16 protein-coding genes are annotated in these 20709 nt (G+C 50.4%); 2 read left to right on the top strand and 14 right to left on the bottom strand.

The annotated features are described in order from the left end of the window. Window positions 1–14 precede the first annotated feature (14 nt). From AB1N33_RS01890 to AB1N33_RS01825, 14 genes are all read right to left on the bottom strand, one after another. Window positions 15–1349 (bottom strand): sodium-dependent transporter, encoded by a 1335-nt coding sequence (locus tag AB1N33_RS01890; RefSeq protein WP_411269830.1) that lies wholly within the window; start codon window positions 1347–1349, stop codon window positions 15–17. Between the two features lie 90 nt (window positions 1350–1439). Continuing rightward, complete coding sequence (gene prc, locus AB1N33_RS01885; RefSeq protein WP_411269829.1) at window positions 1440–3479, bottom strand: carboxy terminal-processing peptidase; 2040 nt, start codon at window positions 3477–3479, stop codon at window positions 1440–1442. Between the two features lies 1 nt (window position 3480). Further along, window positions 3481–4140, bottom strand: a complete 660-nt coding sequence (gene proQ, locus AB1N33_RS01880; protein ID WP_411269828.1) for an RNA chaperone ProQ — start codon at window positions 4138–4140, stop codon at window positions 3481–3483. Window positions 4141–4149: 9 nt separating this feature from the next. Beyond that, window positions 4150–4449, bottom strand: a complete 300-nt coding sequence (locus AB1N33_RS01875) for a hypothetical protein (RefSeq protein ID WP_411269827.1) — start codon at window positions 4447–4449, stop codon at window positions 4150–4152. Next, on the bottom strand, window positions 4449–4907 hold the full coding sequence (gene msrC / locus AB1N33_RS01870) for a free L-methionine (R)-S-oxide reductase MsrC (protein ID WP_411269826.1): 459 nt from the start codon (window positions 4905–4907) through the stop codon (window positions 4449–4451). Before msrC ends, AB1N33_RS01875 begins: the two co-directional genes overlap by 1 nt. A gap of 19 nt (window positions 4908–4926) precedes the next feature. Beyond that, on the bottom strand, window positions 4927–5598 hold the full coding sequence (locus tag AB1N33_RS01865; protein ID WP_411269825.1) for an SIMPL domain-containing protein: 672 nt from the start codon (window positions 5596–5598) through the stop codon (window positions 4927–4929). 128 nt (window positions 5599–5726) lie between these two features. After that, complete coding sequence (locus AB1N33_RS01860; protein WP_411269824.1) at window positions 5727–6848, bottom strand: pyridoxal-phosphate-dependent aminotransferase family protein; 1122 nt, start codon at window positions 6846–6848, stop codon at window positions 5727–5729. A 423-nt stretch (window positions 6849–7271) separates the two neighbouring features. Further along, window positions 7272–7811, bottom strand: coding sequence for a gamma carbonic anhydrase family protein (locus AB1N33_RS01855; RefSeq protein WP_411269823.1), 540 nt, complete (start codon window positions 7809–7811; stop codon window positions 7272–7274). Further along, a complete protein-coding gene (locus tag AB1N33_RS01850) occupies window positions 7808–8686 on the bottom strand; it encodes an acyl-CoA thioesterase domain-containing protein (protein WP_411269822.1) in 879 nt (292 codons plus the stop codon). The genes AB1N33_RS01855 and AB1N33_RS01850 overlap by 4 nt, the downstream gene beginning before the upstream one ends. Window positions 8687–8689: 3 nt before the next feature. Continuing rightward, entirely contained in the window at window positions 8690–10534 is a 1845-nt protein-coding gene (locus AB1N33_RS01845) for a protein kinase domain-containing protein (RefSeq protein ID WP_411269821.1), read from the bottom strand. A gap of 2 nt (window positions 10535–10536) precedes the next feature. After that, window positions 10537–11382: a 23S rRNA (adenine(2030)-N(6))-methyltransferase RlmJ gene (locus AB1N33_RS01840; protein WP_411269820.1), complete on the bottom strand. Its 846-nt coding sequence runs from the start codon at window positions 11380–11382 to the stop codon at window positions 10537–10539. 105 nt (window positions 11383–11487) lie between these two features. Beyond that, the gene (locus AB1N33_RS01835) at window positions 11488–13086 is read right to left on the bottom strand and encodes a dihydrolipoyllysine-residue acetyltransferase (protein WP_411269819.1); all 1599 of its coding nucleotides are present in this window, start codon (window positions 13084–13086) and stop codon (window positions 11488–11490) included. An 11-nt stretch (window positions 13087–13097) separates the two neighbouring features. Beyond that, window positions 13098–14075: an alpha-ketoacid dehydrogenase subunit beta gene (locus AB1N33_RS01830; protein ID WP_411269818.1), complete on the bottom strand. Its 978-nt coding sequence runs from the start codon at window positions 14073–14075 to the stop codon at window positions 13098–13100. Beyond that, the gene (locus tag AB1N33_RS01825) at window positions 14075–15262 is read right to left on the bottom strand and encodes a thiamine pyrophosphate-dependent dehydrogenase E1 component subunit alpha (RefSeq protein WP_411269817.1); all 1188 of its coding nucleotides are present in this window, start codon (window positions 15260–15262) and stop codon (window positions 14075–14077) included. Before AB1N33_RS01825 ends, AB1N33_RS01830 begins: the two co-directional genes overlap by 1 nt. 687 nt (window positions 15263–15949) lie before the next feature. Here AB1N33_RS01825 and AB1N33_RS01820 point away from each other — a divergent pair. Both AB1N33_RS01820 and AB1N33_RS01815 read left to right on the top strand, forming a co-directional pair. Then, entirely contained in the window at window positions 15950–19165 is a 3216-nt protein-coding gene (locus AB1N33_RS01820; RefSeq protein WP_411269816.1) for a S8 family serine peptidase, read from the top strand. 134 nt (window positions 19166–19299) lie between these two features. Then, window positions 19300–20475 (top strand): hydroxymethylglutaryl-CoA reductase, encoded by a 1176-nt coding sequence (locus AB1N33_RS01815; RefSeq protein ID WP_411269815.1) that lies wholly within the window; start codon window positions 19300–19302, stop codon window positions 20473–20475. Window positions 20476–20709: the final 234 nt, after the last annotated feature.

Below are 20709 nucleotides of genomic sequence, written 5' to 3'. Positions count from 1 at the left end.
ATTTTTCTTATCCTTTAAATCACTGAACGATAGAACATAACGGCGATAATCACCGGGCAGACAAACCGGACATACCAGGGCCAGATCTTCCAGAAGAAACTGTGTTCTGCGTTTTCGTCACTGCATTTAAGCTCGTCGAGAATGGCGTCACGACGCCACACCCACCCAGCGAAAAGACACAGCGCCAGACCAAGCAACGGCTGACTGTATTGCGTTGTTGCCGAAATCACCAGACCGAACAGCACGTCAAAATTAAAGATGATCAGACAGCTTGCGGCAAATATCAGGAGTGTCATCACGGTCACCCCTTTACTGCGGTTCATGTCCTTGCTTTCAACCAGATAAGCCACGGGCACTTCAAGCATGGAAATTGACGAGGTAACGGCTGCAATCACCATCAGCGCAAAAAATGCCACACTCACGACTACGCCTACGGAACCAATGGTGTCGAAGAGTGCCGGCAAGACCGTGAAAATCAGCGTATCACCTTCAATAAGCGTACCATCTGCGTTAAAAATTTCGACGCCATTATTCAGGGCAACGTACATGGCAGGGATGATGAGCATACCAGCAATCACGGCAACACCAATATCTACCAGTGCCACAGATGCGCCAATCGACGGCAGGTTTTCCTTTTTACTTAAGTATGAGCCGTAAACCAGCATGGTACCGACACCCAGTGACATGGAGAAAAATGCCTGTCCCATGGCACTGATCAGCAGGTCAGGATTAAATACTGAGGTAAAGTCGGGTACCAGATAAGCGCTCCACCCCTCTGAGGCACCAGGCTGAAAACTCACATAAATGATCAGCGCAAGAATAAGAATGACCAGGGTTGGCATCAGACGGACAGACCACTTTTCAATACCGGCTTTTACACCACCAAGGACGATATAAGATGTCAGCAGAAGAAACAGGCCGCAGAAAATGACATCACGCAGCGGCGACGATGTAAGCAGCCAGTCAGATGCAGCATCCCAGCCAGCCACGCTGACGGCGGATTCAGCAAAGTGAACCAGCATCCAGCCGCCAACAATCGCATAGAACGCAAGGATCAGTGACACCGTAATGCAGCCCCAGATACCGGTCGCCCGGCCGAGAATGTTGCCTGAAATTTTGCCCAGGGCATCGACCATATTAGAGCGGGTTGAGCGCCCGATAATCAGTTCGGCCATCAGAACCGGATATGCCAGAACAAAGGCCAGCAACAAATAAACCAGCACGAACGCGGCTCCCCCGTTGCTGGCCACTTTGGTAGGAAAGCCCCAGATGTTACCCAGACCTACTGCTGAACCCGCAGCGGCGAGTACAAAGCCCAGGCGGGAGGAAAATTCACCTCTTAATGCCATGTGTTATCCCTTTATTATTATTTTAGGTTTGACGCTGTCAGATACAAAAAAAGGGCTGGTGACACACCAGCCCCCTTTATTGTCTACGGGTTAGCTTCGGGTAATCGCGTACTGACCCGTTTCAATCATGTCGTATGTAATGTTCGCCGCTTCATCAAGAAACGGATCCAGCTCTTCGAGTTCCTCTGGCAGATCGTCCATCGACGCAATCGGCTCTTTACCCATGCGTTGCAGACGCTCGTTCGTACGGGCCAGCTCTTCCTGCTCGGCTTTTTTCTTTTCGGCGAGACGTTCTGACTTCACCAGTGACACAAACTTCTTGTCTTTGTCGCGGTTGTACTCAGCAATATCTTCATAAATATACGCGAATTCCGGATCCTGCATGACGCGCTTGTTGTGCTTGGCAGTCAGCACGTCCAGTGTCGACGGTGTATTGCTGAACGTAGTGTAGTTCGCCCGATCAATACTGTCCCACGGTAATGCATTTTCTTCCTGGCTTTCGCCCCACTCCGCCGGATCAATCGCTGTCGGATACAAAATGTCCGGCACCACGCCCTTATGCTGCGTGCTGCCACCGTTAATGCGATAGAACTTGGCGATGGTGAACTGAACGCTGCCTAATGGGTTGTCATACAGGTCGTAAATACGGCCAAGACCACGGTGCTGTTGCACGGTTCCTTTACCAAACGTCTGCTCACCAATAATCAGTGCACGGTTATAGTCCTGCATCGCAGCAGCAAAAATCTCCGAAGCCGACGCACTATAACGATCAACCAGTACCGTCAGCGGCCCATCGTAAGCGACCTGACCGTCGGTATCACGGTTAACGCTGATTTTCCCCTCACCATAACGAATTTGAACCACCGGCCCTTTTTCAATAAACAGGCCAGACAACAGTGTCGCTTCAGTGAGTGAACCGCCACCGTTACCACGCAGGTCAACAATAACGCCCTTCACATCCTGCGCTTTGAGGCTGTCAATTTCCTTTGCAACATCTGCATGCAGGTTATTGTAGAAACTGGGGATAGTGATCACGCCAAGCTTTTCACCGGCATTCGGCCCTGATTCAGGCACGTATATCTCGGATTTTGCTGCACGATCTTCCAGCTTAATCTTGTCGCGTGTCAGGTTGACCACCGACATGGATTTACTTTCAGTGGTGCCTTTCTGAACCTGAAGCTTAACTGTACTGCCTTTCGGTCCTTTAATCAGCTCGACAACCTCGTCGAGGCGCCAGCCAACCACGTCAACAAAGTCTTCACCTTCCTGCGCCACACCGATAATACGGTCTTCCGGCTTAAGCGCGCCGGATTTATCAGCCGGGCCGCCTGGCACAATGCTTTTAATTACCGTGTAGTCTTCTTCACTTTGCAGAACCGCGCCAATCCCTTCAAACGACAAATTCATTTCCATCTGGAAACGGTCGGCGTTCCGGGGGGAGAGATAACTAGTATGTGCTTCAATACTGCGGGCAAACGAGTTCATCACAGTCTGAAAAACGTCTTCACTTTTTGCCTGGGTCAGACGTTTAATAGCGCGATTGTAGCGTTTCTCCAGCAGTTCTTTGGCTTCGTCCCAGGTTTTATCGGCAAGAACCAGGTTCAGCGCATCGTATTTCACCCGCTGACGCCAAATTTCATCCAGTTCGGCCTGGGTTGCAGGCCATTCTGCATCCTCGCGCTCGTAGTAAAATTTATCGCCCTGCTTTTCAAAATCGAACGGTTCGTTGAGCAACGACAATGCATAATCATAGCGTTCAATGCGACGCTCCGCGCTTTTGTTATACATGTCATAGGCAATGCTGAGGTTACCGCGGCTAAGCGCATCGTCAAATTCCTTGCGATACTGTTCAAACGCGTCAACGTCAGACTTCAGAAAAATCTGTTTACCATGGTCAAGCGCATCGAGATAGCGCGAGAACACTTTCTCTGAGAGCGCATCATCCAACGAAATTTCCTTGTAGTGCGCCCGGGTAAACAACGCACTCACCCGTTTGGCCGCCACACTGTGCTGTGACTCCTGCTGCAACATCGGCAATTCTTCTACGTCCGGCGATGCAGTCACTGCGCCGGCACCAACACCGACCGTCAGAAATGCACTGGCGATGGAAATTCGAAGGATATCTTTCATATTACGACCTCTTGGAACGTGCCAGACGAAGCGCCTCTGCGTTAACTTTTACCACCATACCAGTGTCAAGTTGTACATGGATACCGTCTTTGGCAATCTCGGTGATTACAGCTGGCATAGGCGCTTTACCCAGCTTCACTGTAACTTTAGTACCCTGAACCAAATCTGCATCGGTTAATTTTGCAGGGGGTACCTTACTTGGTCCACTTGCGGCTTGCTTAGTTCCCTGTTTGGCAGGCTTTCTTTTGTCTGCCTGACGTTTACCCGCAGGTTTGGCACCGTTTGTCTTATTTTCCGAAGGCGCAGACTTACGTGCTTTACGCTTCTCTGCAGCTTTCGCTTTACTTTCTTCCAGCTGCTGACGGGCATGATCAGCATGTTCCTTCTGTATGACATCATCCGGGTTGCCGTCAAGATCAACGCGATGAACGCCTTCCTGGATGCTGTGAAGGTAACGCCAGCTGTTGGTATAATGGCGCAGTGTAGACCGCAACAGCGTCTTACTTACACGCTCATCATCCTTTAGCCGCTCGGCCAAATCCTGGAATATGCCAATCTTCAGTGGGCGTGCATCACCCTCTAGTGAAAAACAGTGAGGAAAGGTCTGCGCAAGAAAGCCAATGACTTCCTTGCTGTTGGTAAACTTCTCTGGTGATTCCATTAATACTTTCTATGGTTGGTCAGAATAATCGTCATTACCCGCATCATCCCAAGTTGCCAGCGTATGGTCAACCCAGTCGAGTAATTCGTCGTCCTCTAAATCTACCAGATTACGGTCCCGTTGCCACGACTCCCAGACAAAATGCAGCAGTTTTTCAAGACGTAATGTGTCAATATCGTCTTCCGCTCTGTCATAAAGGCAGTGCAAAATAAAATTCAGACGCTCAGCAGCTTCGTCCGGATCGTCATGAAAATCTTCCATATCCTGAACGGTTGCCAGCACAACATGAATATCTACACTGTATTTCATTATGCCCTCTGGGTTGCCAGCAAATGTTGTACAATCACTTCAAGCCCGGCTTTGTCCTCATCATCAAACCGCCCTGTGACCGGACTGTCGATATCCAGTACACCAATCAGTTCACCGTCTATCTCCAGAGGGATCACAATTTCAGAATTGGACGCGGCATCACAGGCGATATGCCCCTCAAAGTCATGGACATCAAACACTACCTGGGTTTCACGTTTTTCGGCGGCGGTACCACAGACACCTTTACCAAGCGGGATACGAATGCAGGCGGGCATCCCCTGAAATGGCCCTAAGACCAGTTCACCCTCTTTGTACAGATAAAAACCAGCCCAGTTTACTTCGTCCATTTCATTGAACAGCAATGCGCTGAGATTTGCCATATTGGCTATAAGATCCCGCTCACCATCCATCAGTCCCTTCGCCTGTTGCCCAAGACGTGCGTAGAATTCGCCTTTCACATCGTTCTCCGAGTGTTAGTTATTCAATCAAAAATTGCATCGTAATTCGCGCTGAAATCTGTTGCTGACCAGGCAGCGACGGTGAGGCATCTTTCATCACCATTTCAGCACGCATCACCGGCATCGGCATATTGCCACCAGATTCAGAGATTGCAATCACTTCGCCGAGTGAAACGCCCATTTGTGCGGTGAGTAACCTGGCCTTTTGGCGGGCGTCACTGGCTGCTTGCATCAGCGCTTTTTCATACGCCTGAGCTTCATTTGACACAGTAAACCGAAAATCATCAATGCGATCAGCGCCACGTTGCATCACACCGTCAATTAAATGATCAAAATTTGCTGTGTCCTGCTGACTAACCCGCACTTCCCGCGACAGCACGAAGCCACTCGGCACGCGCCCCTGATTTGATGGCACATAACGCGGACTGAGTCTGACCTGCATACTTTGAATGGCCGACTCCTTCACGCCCGATGTTTTAAGAAATTCCACAATGTCACTAAGCTGATGATGAAGGGTCTGGTTCATTTTGGCGACCACATCCCCTTCTTCCTGCAGCACAAACGTCAGAGAGTAACCATCAGGAACAACCGCAACTGCGCCCGCCCCCTGTACAGAAATGACACGTTCCTGCGCGACAGCCACGCCAGCGATAAAAAAGGATAACAGTGCAAATAAGCTAATGCGTTTCATATTTTCTTCTCTTTGTTAATTCACTGCCGTTAAGCGTGGCACAAAAAATATGAATGCAGGATGAATTTAAGAGGAATATCAGTAATGTCGTGCCAGCGTACCAAAGGATACGCCGGCAGAATGGTCGACTACGCGAGGGCGCGCGCGAGACTGGCAACGCAATGATCAATATTGCGTGATTTACAGGCGTGTCCCATCAGGCCTATTCGCCAGACTTTGCCGGCAAATTCGCCAAGGCCGGCACCAATTTCGAGGTTATCCTGATTCAACAACTGTGAGCGCACCTCCGCGTCATCGACGCCGTCCGGGATCCTGACAACATTAAGTTGTGGCAGACGGAATGCTTTATCTACCGCCATCTCGAGTCCGATGGACGCGAGTCCCTCAGCCAGCTTTTCATGTCCGGACTGATGCCGCTGCCAGGCATTTTCAAGCCCTTCCTCGTGCAGCATGAGCAAGGATTCATGAAACGCATAGAGACTGTTTACCGGCGCGGTATGGTGGTAAGCGCGCTTACCACCCTGCCCCCAGTACCCCATAATCAGATTCATATCCAAAAACCAGCTCTGTACCGGCGTTTTTCTGGCTTTGATCACATCAACTGCCGCATCACTGAACGACACTGGAGACAACCCGGGAACGCAGCTAAGGCATTTTTGCGAGCCTGAATAAATGGCATCAATTCCCCAGCCATCCACATCCAGTTCAATGCCGCCCAGGGCTGTTACTGCATCAACCAGACTCAGACAGCCATACCGTTTTGCCAGCGCGCACAGCGTTTGCGCGTCATTTCGGACGCCGGTTGACGTCTCTGCGTGAACAAACGCCAATAATTTTATGCCCGGATTGGCTTTTAATACGGCTTCAACCTCATCGGGCTGAGTCTGTTCGCCCCATGGCGAGTTAACGGTAAATACCTCAGCACCACAGCGTCTGGCATTTTCCGCCATACGTTGGCCAAATACGCCGTTAATACATACACAGACCTTATCGCCTGGCTCAACCAGATTAGCGAAACACGCTTCCATGCCCGCAGAACCCGGAGCCGAAACCGGCATTGTCAGTGCATTTTTTGTTTTAAACGCATACTGAAGCAACGCCTTAATTTCATCCATCAAATCAATAAAACGGGGATCGAGGTGGCCCAGCGTTGAACGACCGAGTGCATTAAGTACGCGGGGGCTGACATCTGACGGACCCGGTCCCATCAGGGTACGTTCAGGTGGTATAAAAGTAGAATAGGATGACATAGTTTCTCCCGTTTGCGGTGACTTGCCGTCATTCTGGCTTTAATACATAAAAACAACAACACGCTGTGCCGACTATAAATACGCTGAATGGGAATAACAGCAAACATCTGTGGATAAGCCGTGCGCAACCTGTGCCCTGCCAGTGCATAACAACTGACGCAGAAATGCACATGCTCTGACCAGTCGGAAGGCTTTGAAATTACAATAGAAATGGGATAGATTGATCGGGTGAGAAGTGAGTAATGAAAAAATTCACAAAAAACTGTTTATAAAATAAACAAATGTGATCTATTATTACTGTCCGTTGTAAATATTTGCATGAACTTCTCCCTTGCAAAAGTTAGCGCACGGCTCAGCAATGAGCCATTCCCCTAGGCCCGGAACGTTTGTTCTGGGCATTTTTTATTCAGGGGAAAGAAAATGTTATACAAAGGCGGCGGGATCGGATTGAGAATGTAGGCCCTGGGCAAACCGCCTCGCATTTTTCACATAATGTTCAGCAGACATTTTCAATTTGTCTTCCATCTCCTTCCCTAATGTTTTTACGACTTTTCCCGGCGACCCCATCACCACCGAGTAATCGGGTACTTCCATATTTTCTGTGATTAGCGCATTGGCACCAATAACGCAAAATTTGCCGATTTTCGCGCCATTCAACACCACAGCATTGATACCAATCAGGCTGTAATCCCCTACGGTACATCCGTGCAGCATCACCTTGTGGCCCACGGTTACCCCTTTCCCCAGCGTAAGCGGGATCCCTTTATCGGTATGCAGCACTGAGCCGTCCTGGATGTTGGTATCGTTTCCTACGGTAATCTTGTCCATGTCTCCACGAATAACCGCATTAAACCAGACACTTGCATTTTCGCCCAGCGCGACCTGTCCCACTACGTGTGCCCCGGGTGCAATGAAGACCTGTTTACCGAGTTCTGGCTTTACGCCGTCCAGTGAATAAATCATGCCTTTCTCCCGTCCGATTTGATTTGTCGCATCAGTCCTTCCTGCATGGTTGACGCCACCAGTTCTCCGGCCTGATTAAATATCTGACCTTTAACAATGCCCCTGGCGTTGCCGCTAAACGGACTTTCCATGGCATATAACAGCCATTCGTTAAAATTTACCGGGCGGTGAAACCACATGGCGTGGTCAATGGTGGCCATTCTCAGACTTTTGTCGGTCACAGCGACACCGTGAGGCTGTAGTGACGTGCTCAGAAAATGGTAATCTGATGCATAGGCCAGTGCAGACTGCTGCAGACAGACATTGTCGGTTGCCATGGGATCCCGTGACCGCATCCAGATATAGCGAATCGGAGGCCGTTTACTGTCCTGATAGGAGTTGGCCGCGTCAACAGTGCGAATATCTACCGGTTTATGATAGCTCAGTGCTTCCCGCATGGGCTGCGATATCTTGTCATAATTGGCTTCATAAAATGCAATGTCCGACTGAACGTCTTGTGGTGGCGGAACCTCAGGCAGCGTGGCGTGCTGATGCTCCATTCCCTGTTCGGGTGCCTGAAATGACGCGGTCATGTAAAAGATATTCCGACCGTCCTGAATTGCTTTCACCCGTCTCGCTGAAAAGCTGCGGCCATCGCGCACATTTTCTACGTCATACACAACCGGCTTCTTTGCATCACCGGGCAACAAAAAATAGGTGTGGAAAGAATGCGCAACGCGATCGGGTTCCACCGTTTTATAGGCTGCAGACAGGGCCTGTCCGAGAACCTGGCCACCAAACAAGGCGCGGAAGCCAAGGTCCCAGCTTTGTCCGCGAAACAAACCGGTTTCAATCTTTTCTAATTCAAACAGTGAGGCAAGCTTAACATCTGCCATGGATTATTCCGTCTCCTGTACTGTGTCTCTCGGATTTCTTGGATAATATTTTTCCGGTAACCGGGCACAATGTGGAAAGTACCGGGTATCTTTATACGGTAATTTCATGAATCCTGAAATACCTGCGCCGTCAATAGACGGAACCTTATCCACCAGTTGTGTTAATAATGCGCGAAACCGGTCCTCCTGACTGTGATCGAGCAACATGTAATAACTGTGTATTTTCAGGTGCGTAGGTAACGCTTCAAAAATAATACAGCCTGTATGGTGGATCCCGTTCAGTTCTTCAAGTATCGCCATGATGGTAGCGGGCAGTTTGAGCAATTCATCGGGATCCTCCCCGTCTTCAAAATACGAGTGCGTGCGACTTTCATCCTTCGGCACCGAGACTGCCGAGCGCTCGAACGGAATTTGCGTCCCGGGCTCAGGCTGGAACGGGGCGGATTCGCTATCGCGTTCAATATGAATGGTGTCACGCGCGTTGAACATACAGCATTTGAAGATACCGCTGCGATGGATTGCGCGTGCCAGTGAGATCACATTATTTACCGCCAGCTCAAATGCCACTTTCAACCCGGCATCATACAGGTTAAGGCTGGAGTCCACATATACACCGTCCGGCTCCCAGCGAAGTGCCATGCCCCCGACAACCGGATACCGGCCGAGCCGGCTGACCGCCGCTACAAAGCCCTTTTCTGTCTCTCCCATCCCCTGCAGGTAATTTTTATAATAACGATCAAATTGCGCATCATTGACATACTTAAGCTCTTCCTGTGCTTCATCTGACTCCTGGCGCAAAAACGATTTACGCGAGCTGTAGACAACGGTCTCTATTTCCTTGTCTTTGCGCGCCAGCCAGGTAGGAATAGCTGGCTGATACTGCAATGGCGTGTCAGGCGTAAACACCAGTTGTTTCAGGACATGCAGGTTATTAAAGAAATAATCGCCACCAAGGCGGCGCTCGGACGGATCATCGCTGAGCATGTAGTCGAGAATATTCGCCAGCATCTTCGGCAGACCTAACGACAACGGCGTGATCACCTTTCGGCCAAAGCGGCTTGACTGACCGGATGCCAGTGCATACAGCGTACTGGCTAGCCCTTGCTCATCAAAGCGAGGAGATGACAACGCGCCGTTAAGCTGGTCGTCACCAATAAAGTAGACATCACCAAGACGCGCATTGGTCTGATGCAGTTCACCCGACATCAGATCCATCACATTATTGGCGACATACTGGCCCTGTGCATCAACCTGGGCAAATACAGACGACCCCCAGTCTATCAGCCGCACCGTTTCACTGTCCTCGTCCCACACCAGATTGGACGGTTTAATATCACCATGTACCAGCGGCTTTTTTTCACCGTTTTCCTGATAGTCCCGGAATGACAACAACAGTTCGCCAAGCTGCACCGCTATGCGAACGATGATGCGCGGGGGCAGCGGACCTTTTTGCAGGCTGACCTTTTCAAGATCATCCCCCATGGCACGTTCCATCACCAGGATGGCCTGCTTGCCGACCTGCTGAAACTCTACCAGCGCGGGCACCAGAGGATGTTTCACATGACCCAGCATGAAGGCTTCTTCTTCAAGGCGCTCCTGAATATGCTGAGGCAGGTTTATTCGCGAAAATTTAAACACCCTGGCGGTGCCATTTGGTGCATAGCCAGCAAACGCAAAACCAAATGCGCCTTTACCCAGCAATTCTATATCCTGGTATCCAAGCCAGGTCAGTTGCTCAGTACATAACTTAACCCAGTCCTTTAACTTTTTGGCGTCGGCATGGGATAGCAGATAAATCGACTGCTCTTCGGGTATGTAAAAGTGCTTGATGGCCTTGAGGTTATTCATGCTTATTCCGGCGGATTAAGCCAGCGTCCCGTCAACGTTGCATGGTCACCAAATACCGCCATTGCGTCTTGCATGGCCGCCTCTATGTCACGATCAAATTGCCACGGCGGATTAATGACACACACACCTGTACCGTACATCCCGGCATCCGGCGTGTTTGGCTGCGTGCAAAGCTCTATACAGTAGACCGGTTTAGACAGCGAGCACAACGTATCAACCATGCGTTCAGACGCGCCCGACTTGTCCCCGGCCCGACTGGACAGCTTTGGGTACCAGACCAGCACCTGGGCGTTCTGCCAGCGCTGATACAATGCCGTTACCGTATCAATAACTGCCTTATATTCGTTTTGCTGTTCATAGGGCGGATCAATCAGCACGGCGCCCCGCTGATTTGACGGCGGTGCCAGCGCCAGCAGCCCCTCAAAGCCGTCACGATAATGAGGGTGTACCTGTTTTCTTGATTTGGTATGCCCCTTTAATACGGCATATTCTGACGGATGCAGTTCAAACAGATGCATCGCGTCCTGCTCGCGCAGACCAGACATGGCGATAACGGGCGAGCCTGGATACTGATAGGCCTGCTGATAAGGTTGTATCAGGCTGAGGTAATCGGACAGTAACGGGTCCGTACTGTTTGCGTGTTGCAACAATCCGATACCGCTTTCAAACTCGCGGGTTTTGAGTGCGGTCGCATCGTTTAATGCATACAGCCCTGCACCACTATGCGTGTCGTAAAGGGTAAAAGGTTTGTTTTTCTTATTGAGATGGCGGATCACCGCCAGCCAGCAAAGGTGTTTCAGAACGTCGGCGTAGTTGCCGGCATGAAAACCGTGTTTGTAACTGAGCACCGTCTAACTCTTGATAATCAATCCTTTACCAATAGTAACGTTGCGGCGCAATGAAAGACAGTGATAATTGTGACGCAGCCCTTTTGCGGGCTGCGTCAGTATGGATTAACGCAGATGCATTAACATTTTGGTTGGGTTTTGCAGGTAGTCACACCACAGATTGTTAAACTTCACCATGGTCGCGCCATCGATAATACGATGATCACCTGACCAGTTTACGGTCATGATGTGCTGAGCAACCACGTTGTCGTTGTCATCAAATCGTGGCAGCTTTTGCGTTTTCCCTAATGCAACAATCGCCGCTTCCGGTTTATTGATAACCGGCGTCGCCACCGTACCACCCAACGCACCAATGTTTGAAATGCTGATAGTGCCACCTTTCAGCGACTCGCCATCCAGCTTTCCTTCACGGGCAGCATCAATAATGCCGTGCATTTCACGCGCTATTTCAAACAGGCTCTTATCCTGAACACGTTTAACATTGGGTACCAACAGGCCAATTTTCGAATCAACCGCGAAGCCGATATTGTGATCATCAAAATAGGTCAGCTCGGTCACATCGTCATTTAACTGACTGTTAATGATTGGGAACTCGTTAAGCGCCAGCGACATTGCTTTAACAAAGAACGGCATGAAGCTTAGCTTAACGCCCTGCTTTTCAAACACTGGTTTCAGTTCCTTTCGCAGTGCGATAAGCGGATCCATAATCAGTTCATCGGCAACCGTAAAATGCGGTATGGTCTGCACGGATGCTGTCATCTGACGTGCCATCGCGGCCTGAACACCGCGCACTTTTTCGGTTCTGCTGCCACCAACAGTCTGTTGGCCTTGCACTGACACGCTGCCCGGTGCACTGACAGGTTGTGAAGCCGTTGATGCAGTACTGGCAGCGCCGGCAACATCCTGCTTCAGAATACGCCCTTTCTTGCCGCTGCCTTTGACAGCAGTCAGGTCGATATCGCGTTCGCGGGCAATGCGGCGCACCGCCGGACTCGCCAGAATGCGGCCGGGTATTTCAACCGGAGGTTCAAAGCTGCCATCCTGCCACTTATCCGAGGTAACTGAGGCAGGCTTTGTTGCTGGCGCAGGTGTAACTGGTTTGTTTTCAGCGGGCGCCGACGCGGTAGCAGCATCTGAGCTCAATGCGAAGAGCGGCTCGTGCACGCGGGCAATATCACCCTCTTTGTAATACAGCTTGTGCACCACTCCGGCATGCTTTGCCGGAATTTCCACGACCGCTTTATCGGTCATGACTTCAACGACCGGCTGGTCTTCTTCTATTTCATCGCCCTCGCTGACATGCCATTTGACAATCTCACACTCAACAATGCCTTCACCAATGTCAGGCAGAATAAAGTCTTCTGAGCCAGATGATGCGGATGACTGTGTCTGAGATGCCGCCTCTGTAATGGTGTCAGCGGTCGGTGTTGCATTGTCCTGCTCTGCAACCGGCGCCGACGCATCGTCATCGCGAACCATTGCGAAAAGCGGCGCATGGACCTTGGCGATATCACCAGGCTGATAATGCAGCTTTTTTACAGTACCGGCATACATAGCCGGGATCTGTACCGTCGCCTTGTCGGTCATCACTTCCGCGACCGGCTGATCTTCTTCTATGTGCTCGCCCTCGGCAACCAGCCATTCCAGCAGCTCACACTCAACAATGCCTTCACCAATATCCGGCAAAATAAACTCTGTCGTCATACTGATAGCCCTTAATAATGCAGTGTGCGTTTGATGGCTTCATAGGTCTTGTACTGATCCGGCATATATTCCTTCTCATGTGCCAGCGGATACGGCGTATCCAGGCCACAGACCCGAGCGATAGGCGATTCAAGGTACAGGAAGCAACGCTCCTGAATGGTTGCTGCAATTTCACTTGCAAAACCGCCTGTCAGTGGCGCCTCGTGGTTAATCAAAAGACGCCCTGTTTTCATCACCGATGACGCAATGGTATCGGCATCCCATGGCAGGATGCTGCGAAGATCAATAATCTCACACGACACCCCGTCATCATGCGCCATATCGGCCGCTTTTTGCAGAATTTCAATCTGTGCTCCCCAACCGACAAGCGTAATGTCTGTGCCTTCCTGCACAATGTCCGCCTTGCCAAGTGGTAACTCATAATCATCTTCCGGCACATCCGCGACCGAGGCACGATACAAACGTTTTGGCTCCATGAAAAGAACCGGGTTGTCGTCACGAATCGATGCCAGCAGCAGGCCTTTTGCCTGATACGGATCACGCGGCACCACGATCTTCATGCCCGGTGCGTGAGCAAAAAAGGCTTCTGGCGACTGGCTGTGATAATGACCGCCAGCGATACCACCGCCATACGGGGTGCGGATAGTCAGGGTGCCAACGCTAAACTGACCGCCGGAGCGATAACGCCATTTCGCCGTTTCATTCACAATCTGGTCGAACGCCGGAAAAATGTAATCACCAAACTGGATTTCGGCCACCGGAACAGAGCCCTGTGCAGCCAGTCCGTTTGCAAAGCCAATAATGCCCTGCTCGGTCAGCGGCGTGTTAAAACACCGGCCCTTACCAAATTTTTCCTGCAGGTTACTGGTGGCACGAAAAACACCACCAAAATGACCGACATCCTCACCGAATACCATGACACGCTCATCCTGCTCCATCACAGTCATCAGCGCACTGTTAATTGCCTGTAAGAGGTTCATCTTCGCCATTACTTCACTCTCCCTGCAGTTTTCGGGTAGGCATCAGGATATTTTTTAATATGCGCTTTCAACTCATCAAGCTGTGCTTTGAGGTGCCATGGCACGTCGTCGTAGACATCCTCGACGATATCCTCTACCGGATTGACGTCGATTTTCTCAGCTTCTTTGAGGGCTGCGAGTACATCAGCGCGGGACTGTTCAATCAGCTTCTTATTCGCGTCTTCATCAAACCAGCCTTTCGACTCAAGCCATTTTGCCATTCGCATGATGGGATCTTTCGCACGCCATTTATCTTCTTCTTCACGTGAACGATACCCGGTCGGGTCGTCCGACGTTGAATGCGCTGCCAGGCGATATGTCATGGCTTCGATCAATACAGGGCAGGATTCATTTAACGCGATCTCTCTTGCCTGTTTGGTCGCTGCATACACAGCCAGCGCGTCATTGCCGTCCACCCGGATGGTTTTGATACCGTAGCCGAGACCACGTGACGCAATGCCGTCACCGGCAAATTGTTCTTCGGCAGGGGTTGAGATCGCATATCCATTATTGCGGCAGAAGAAAATAACCGGACAATTCAGGACTGCTGCCATATTGAGGCCCGCATGGAAGTCACCTTCTGATGCTGCGCCTTCACCGAAGTAACAAATCGTAATCGCGTCATTGCCTGCCATTTTCTGGCCATAGGCGTAACCCGACGCCTGAGGAATTTGTGTCCCTAAAGGCGAAGAAATGGTCATGAAGTTCAGCGCTTTGTCACCGTAGTGAATAGGCATCTGGCGGCCTTTATTCGGATCTTCCTTATTGCTGAACATCTGGTTCATGAACTGAGACGTCGTATAACCGCGATACGCCAGTGCGCCCTGCTCACGATACTGCGACATGATCATGTCATGCTCAGACAGAGCTGCAGCACTCGCTACAGCGGCTGCTTCTTCACCGGTACTGGCAAGGTAAAAGCTGATACGGCCCTGTCGCTGCGCAGCAATCATGCGTTCGTCCAGCACCCGGATGTATTCCATGGTGCCGTGGATCTTCACCGCGGTTTCCTGATCCAGTTCAGGCGCAACCGCACCTTCATGCAGTGTCCCGTCCGGTTTTAGAATTTGGAGCATAGGAATATCAATCAGGCCATTTTCGATAATATTGACCTTGTTGGTAGTTGATACCCGTGCCAGATGATTTCTGTCTTTCACAATGCATTCCTCGTAGTCAAAGTGCGCATTGAAGTGCGATTTATAATAGGAACATGCTAGAGCATCCGCTGGTTAATTTCGTTGCTATCTTATCGACAGGATGAAAATGAAAAGAACATACAGCCTAATAAAAGCTCATGAAAATGATGAATATCCTACTTTTTGCGAAGAGTTATTGAATATATGTTACAGACTTGAAAAATATGTTGGTGTTGTGTTGCAAATCGCGCTGAACATCAGACGCCATCTATGTCAGCCGCTGTAACAAAATGTAACACTCTATAAAATTAGCTTAACGATTAAATTGTGTTGCTCATCGCATTTTATGTGTTACAACTATTTGTAGCGTCTGAATATTAGACGGCGCGATAATAATAATTGGGAACATAACATATCAGGAGGTTGGCTGTCTGAGCGCAGGGTTCCACGGGAGCAACATCATATTTATGATGCAGCCGTGCCAGGCAGTTAAAACTTATGAGAAAAAATAAACTAACTACAGCTTTGCTGCTGGCACTGGCATCAACAGGCGCAGCAGCTTCAGACAGATTCAATATAGAAAGTCTCACACCGTTAGCGAAACCGGAAAACATTTCTGCCAGTAAGTTAGCCATCAATCAAAAGACGTGGCTCGTAAAAGCGAAACCAGGTACGGCCTTGTCTGTCGCAGACGCGAAGCTAAGCGGTATGTCTCAAGCGTCTCTAAACAGTCAGGATATTATTTCCCAGGCAAATCTGGGTCTTGACAAACTGGAAGCAGCAATTGAAGCGCTTGGTGTTGATGTAAAAATCAAGTCACGTACTACTAAACTGGCCGCAGCGTTAGTATTGGAAGCCGGTTCATCTGCGATTGATAAAATTAAGAAACTCGATGCAGTAGACGCTGTACTGCCGGTTTATGACAGCAAGTTACATATTGCCGACAGTGCTGAATATATAAAAGCAACCTCTCTTGTTGCTGATGGCGTTGCCAGTGGCGACGGTATCCGGGTCGCGATCCTTGACTCAGGCCTCGACTATACGCATGCTGCTGTCGGAGGTCCGGGTACTGCAGAGGCCTATGCAGAAGCAACTTCCAACCTGGCTGATACTCCAGAGTGGCCTATCGGTAATGTCCTGGGTGGATACGACTTCTTTAACGGCGATCCTGACCCGATGGACAACAATAACCACGGTACGCACGTTACTCACTCGGTTCTGGGCGTAGCACCAGATGCTGGCATTTATGCATACACAGTGTGTGACCGGTTTTGCCCGGGTGCTGCCCAGCTGGCAGGCCTGGAAGCTGCAATGGACCCTAATGGTGACGGCGATATCTCTGACCGTGTTGATGTGATTAACATGTCACTTGGGGGCGACTACGGTACCAGTCGCGGAGGTGCAGTAGCCGACCTGATTAACCGGGCAGTTGATCTCGGCGTGGTAGTAGCCATTTCCGCCGGTAACGACGGTGCATATCCCTTTATAGTTGGAGGTCCTAGCACCACTGACAACGCACTGTCAGTGGGTGCAATGACGCACCCGGTTACACCTGCCTCTGCAATTATTGCCAACGTAAACGGTAGCGGTGTAAAAGCAAGAGCTGCTGCTTTCAACCCTGATGACGAGTTTTCTGTCGATGACAGTGTGCCAATGGTTTACGTTGAACCAACAGACCCTGAGGTTCCTTATAATCTCGGCTGCACACCCTTTAGTGAAGATCTCACAGGCACAGCAGTATTAATTTTCAGAGGTTCGTGCGGATTCACGACTAAAGTACAGAACGCCCAGGCTGCTGGCGCGGAATTTGTGGTAGTTGCCAACAATATTCCTGGAGCATATCCCATTACCATGGGTGGCACACCAACCGAAGAAGTCACAATCAACTCTGTGATGGTTTCTTATGAAGCAGGTGTTACAGTGAAGGATGCGCTTGCTGGTGGTGCTGTAACGTATGCCTTTGAAGCTACATCAATCGCGCAACCAGGTGCTATTGCAAGCTTTACGTCTCGTGGTCCATCTCTGGATGGTCGTCTTAAGCCGGAAATCACCGCACCTGGTGTGGCCATAGATACCGCAGAAGTGGGCACAGGTGATGGAACATCACCAATCAGCGGAACATCGTTCTCAAGCCCGATTACCGCTGGTGCGATGTCAATTCTTGCAGAAATATTCCCTCGCCGGAATGCGCATGAACTGAAAGCAACAATAATGAACACCGCAAACCTAAACGTGACTCTTGAATCGACTTCAGTCAATGAAGATGCTGAGCTGGCGCCGATCAGCTACATCGGTGCTGGCCTGGTTGATGTTGAGAAAGCGTCTATGTCTCAGGTTGCTGCATGGGATGCCGACACCAAGCAGGCGGCGCTGTCATTTGGCGCGCTGCCCCTGGCTGATACCGCGTCAGTCACCAAGACGATTACCGTGAAGAACTTCTCTACCGAAGAGAAGACCTACACGCTGTCTGATGAAGCGCGCTTTAGCGATGATGCCGAAAGCGGTGCAGTCACAATGGATTATCCTGAGACCATCACTGTTCCGGCAGGTCAAACTATCACATTTGAGGTAACCGCAACGGTTGATCCTACTCTTCTACCGGAGTGGTCGCTGACAAGCTCTAACATGTTTATTGAAAGCAATGTTCTGTCTGAAGTGGAATACGATGGCGCATTATTCTTCACAGAAGATGGCAACGATGAGCCAAGTATGCACCTGGTTTACCACGCCATCCCGAAAGGCTTTGCGAAGGCGACAGTGTCATCTGAAATTACCGAAGATGGTGTCGTGCGTATGGTTACCAACACGGGTGTCGTACCAATGGAAACCTTTACGGCACCACTCACTATGGACAGTGGTATCGACGAAGACGAAATGCTGGATGTGGTTTCGGTCTCACTCGAGTCGTACCCTACAGGTGATTGCTCTTCAGGTTCTTTGCTGTTTGCGACTATCACGATGAGAGATCCGCTGATGCTGACACATCAGGCTGGCTTCTTCATGGATGTTGATGTTGACAGTGATGGTTCTTTTGATTTTACCACCCAGGCCATTAACGGGAGCCTACTTGGCTTCTCGGGTTACTCTCCTGTAACCTGGACACGCACCTTTGGAGCTATTGATTTCAACGGTGTATTCTACCCTACACTGCATGAAGCTGGTTCTAATCAACTGACCATGATTACGTGTACGAACGAACTGGGGCTGACAGCAGCCGATATCGGTAATGTTGCGGCTACTGTTGCTGTGCGTGTTGAGGAAAGTGAAGTTGATTTGTATCCAACAGGTGAATACGAAGAAGCCCTCGTTGGTGTTCACGATTTCGCCTACACAACTTCACTGCCGTACGTTGTGGATGCCGACGGTGAAGTTGTTGATTCACTGGCACCTGGCGAGTCAGGCTACCTGATGAACGTAGGTAATGGCGGCTTCACCTTTGTCAGTGGCGGCGGCGTCATGCCTACAGCCGTACCTACCGACAGCAACTCTGCGCCTACCATAGAAGCGCAAAGCTTTGAGGTAGATGAGAATGCTGAAGACGGTACAGTCATTGGCACCATCGTCGCGACTGATGCAGACGGCATTACCAGTCCGGTATCAGAGTTCTTCGTTCAGTCTTCTACGTCAATTGCCGTAGACGTTTCTCGTGACGGTGTTATTACCGTAGCGAACAGCGAACTGCTGGACTTTGATGCAGGTATGGAAAGCATCATGATGGAAGTGGTAGCGATTGATACCATGGGTAACACGTCTGACGCGGCCCAGATTGATATCACTATTAACAACCTGGCCGATGAGCCGAGCGAACAGCCTCAGCCTGATCCAGTAACACCTCCTGCCAGCAACAATGGCGGCGGTGGTTCTACCGGCTGGCTGGCACTGCTGCTGCTACCGGTAGCACTGCTGCGTCGTATCAAGCGCTAATGCGCTGAGAGACAAAACGTAACAGTAAAAGCCCGGCAATCGCCGGGCTTTTTTATTGCTCTTACCAGTCATCTGGTCATAGATTCGTCACCCGTCTCCTGTATAGTGGAATCAGGCACATAAAGGAGAACACTATGGGCGACGGACGTTATCGAATTCCACGCGATGGTCAGAACGACTACAGTCATGAACAGGCCAAGAAGCGCCGCGACTTTCTTAATGAACATACCGGTGCAACGTTTGAGCACACTTCCCAGTTTTCAATAGATCCAGCATGTCTGCCCGGCAATATTGAAAACTTTATTGGCATCGTCCAGATGCCGGTCGGCGTGGCAGGTCCTATCGATATCAATGGTGAACATGCTAATGGCCGGTTTTATGTTCCGCTGGCTACTACCGAAGGCACACTGGTCGCCAGTTACAGTCGCGGAATGCGGGTGATCAATGAATGTGGTGGTGTCAAAACCACGGTTGTTGAGCAGTTTATGCAGCGAGCGCCTGCCTTTATTTTCGCTGACGCCCGCGAGGCCCGCGACTTTGGTGGATGGCTGGATGACAACATGGAGGGCATTGCACAGGCGGCAGAGTCCACCACGTCAGTCGGAAAACTGACCCACCTTGAACAGTGGTCTGTGTCGAAACTTCGCTACGTCCGCTTCAACTATACTACCGGCGATGCGGCCGGGCAGAATATGGTTGGCAAGGCAACACTCGCCGCGTGCGAATGGATAGTGAAGCACTATCCGGGCAAATGCCAGTATCTGTTGTCCGGTAATATGGATACCGATAAAAAGCATTCACATCTGAATATGCTTCATTCGCGCGGAAAGCGTGTTATTGCTGAAGTGGTACTCAAGCAGGATGTCATGCAAAAACTCATGAAAGTCGACACCCGTCTGATGGCCCGCTCTTCTGTGCTGGCGAATACCGGGGCGATGCTGGCAGGCGCTGCGTATAATGGGCCGCATTCTGCCAATGGCATTGCGTCGTTGTTTATCGCCACCGGTCAGGATGAAGCCAACGTGGTCGAGTCTCATGCCGGATTGTTGTCTCACGAACTACTGGAAAACGGCGATTTGTATCTGTCGGTCACCCTGCCGTCGCTGATTGTCGCGACCTATGGTGGCGGCACAGGCCTACCCACGCAACAGGAGTGTCTTGCATTGCTTGGTTGTGTTGGCAAAGGCAAAGCCAACAAACTGGCTGAAATTGTCGCTGCGACAGTTCTGGCTGGTGACATTTCGCTGGCGTGTGCAGTCATTAGTGGTCACTGGGTATCAAGCCACGACAAATTTGGTCGAAACCGTTAGTTTCTTTGCATCTGCGGGGAGCTGCTAATGCTCCCCGACAGCCATAATCAGCGCAGAGAACGTCAGCATTCACGCCCTTTCCTCTTTTTTGGGCTCATCATTGCGGCAAAGCGCCCCGCCAAAAACAACGAGCTTCTGCCGTCTGGTGACTATCACGTTTTTTTTAAACCAAAGTAGACTGTTCAACCTGGTCTCACAATGTAGTATGTTGATACTGTGTATAGATATCTACAT

The organism is Alteromonas nitratireducens, assembly GCF_040812025.1.
In the GTDB taxonomy this organism is placed as follows: Bacteria; Pseudomonadota; Gammaproteobacteria; order Enterobacterales; family Alteromonadaceae; genus Alteromonas; species Alteromonas nitratireducens.
This window is presented reverse-complemented; position numbering and strand designations above follow the sequence as displayed.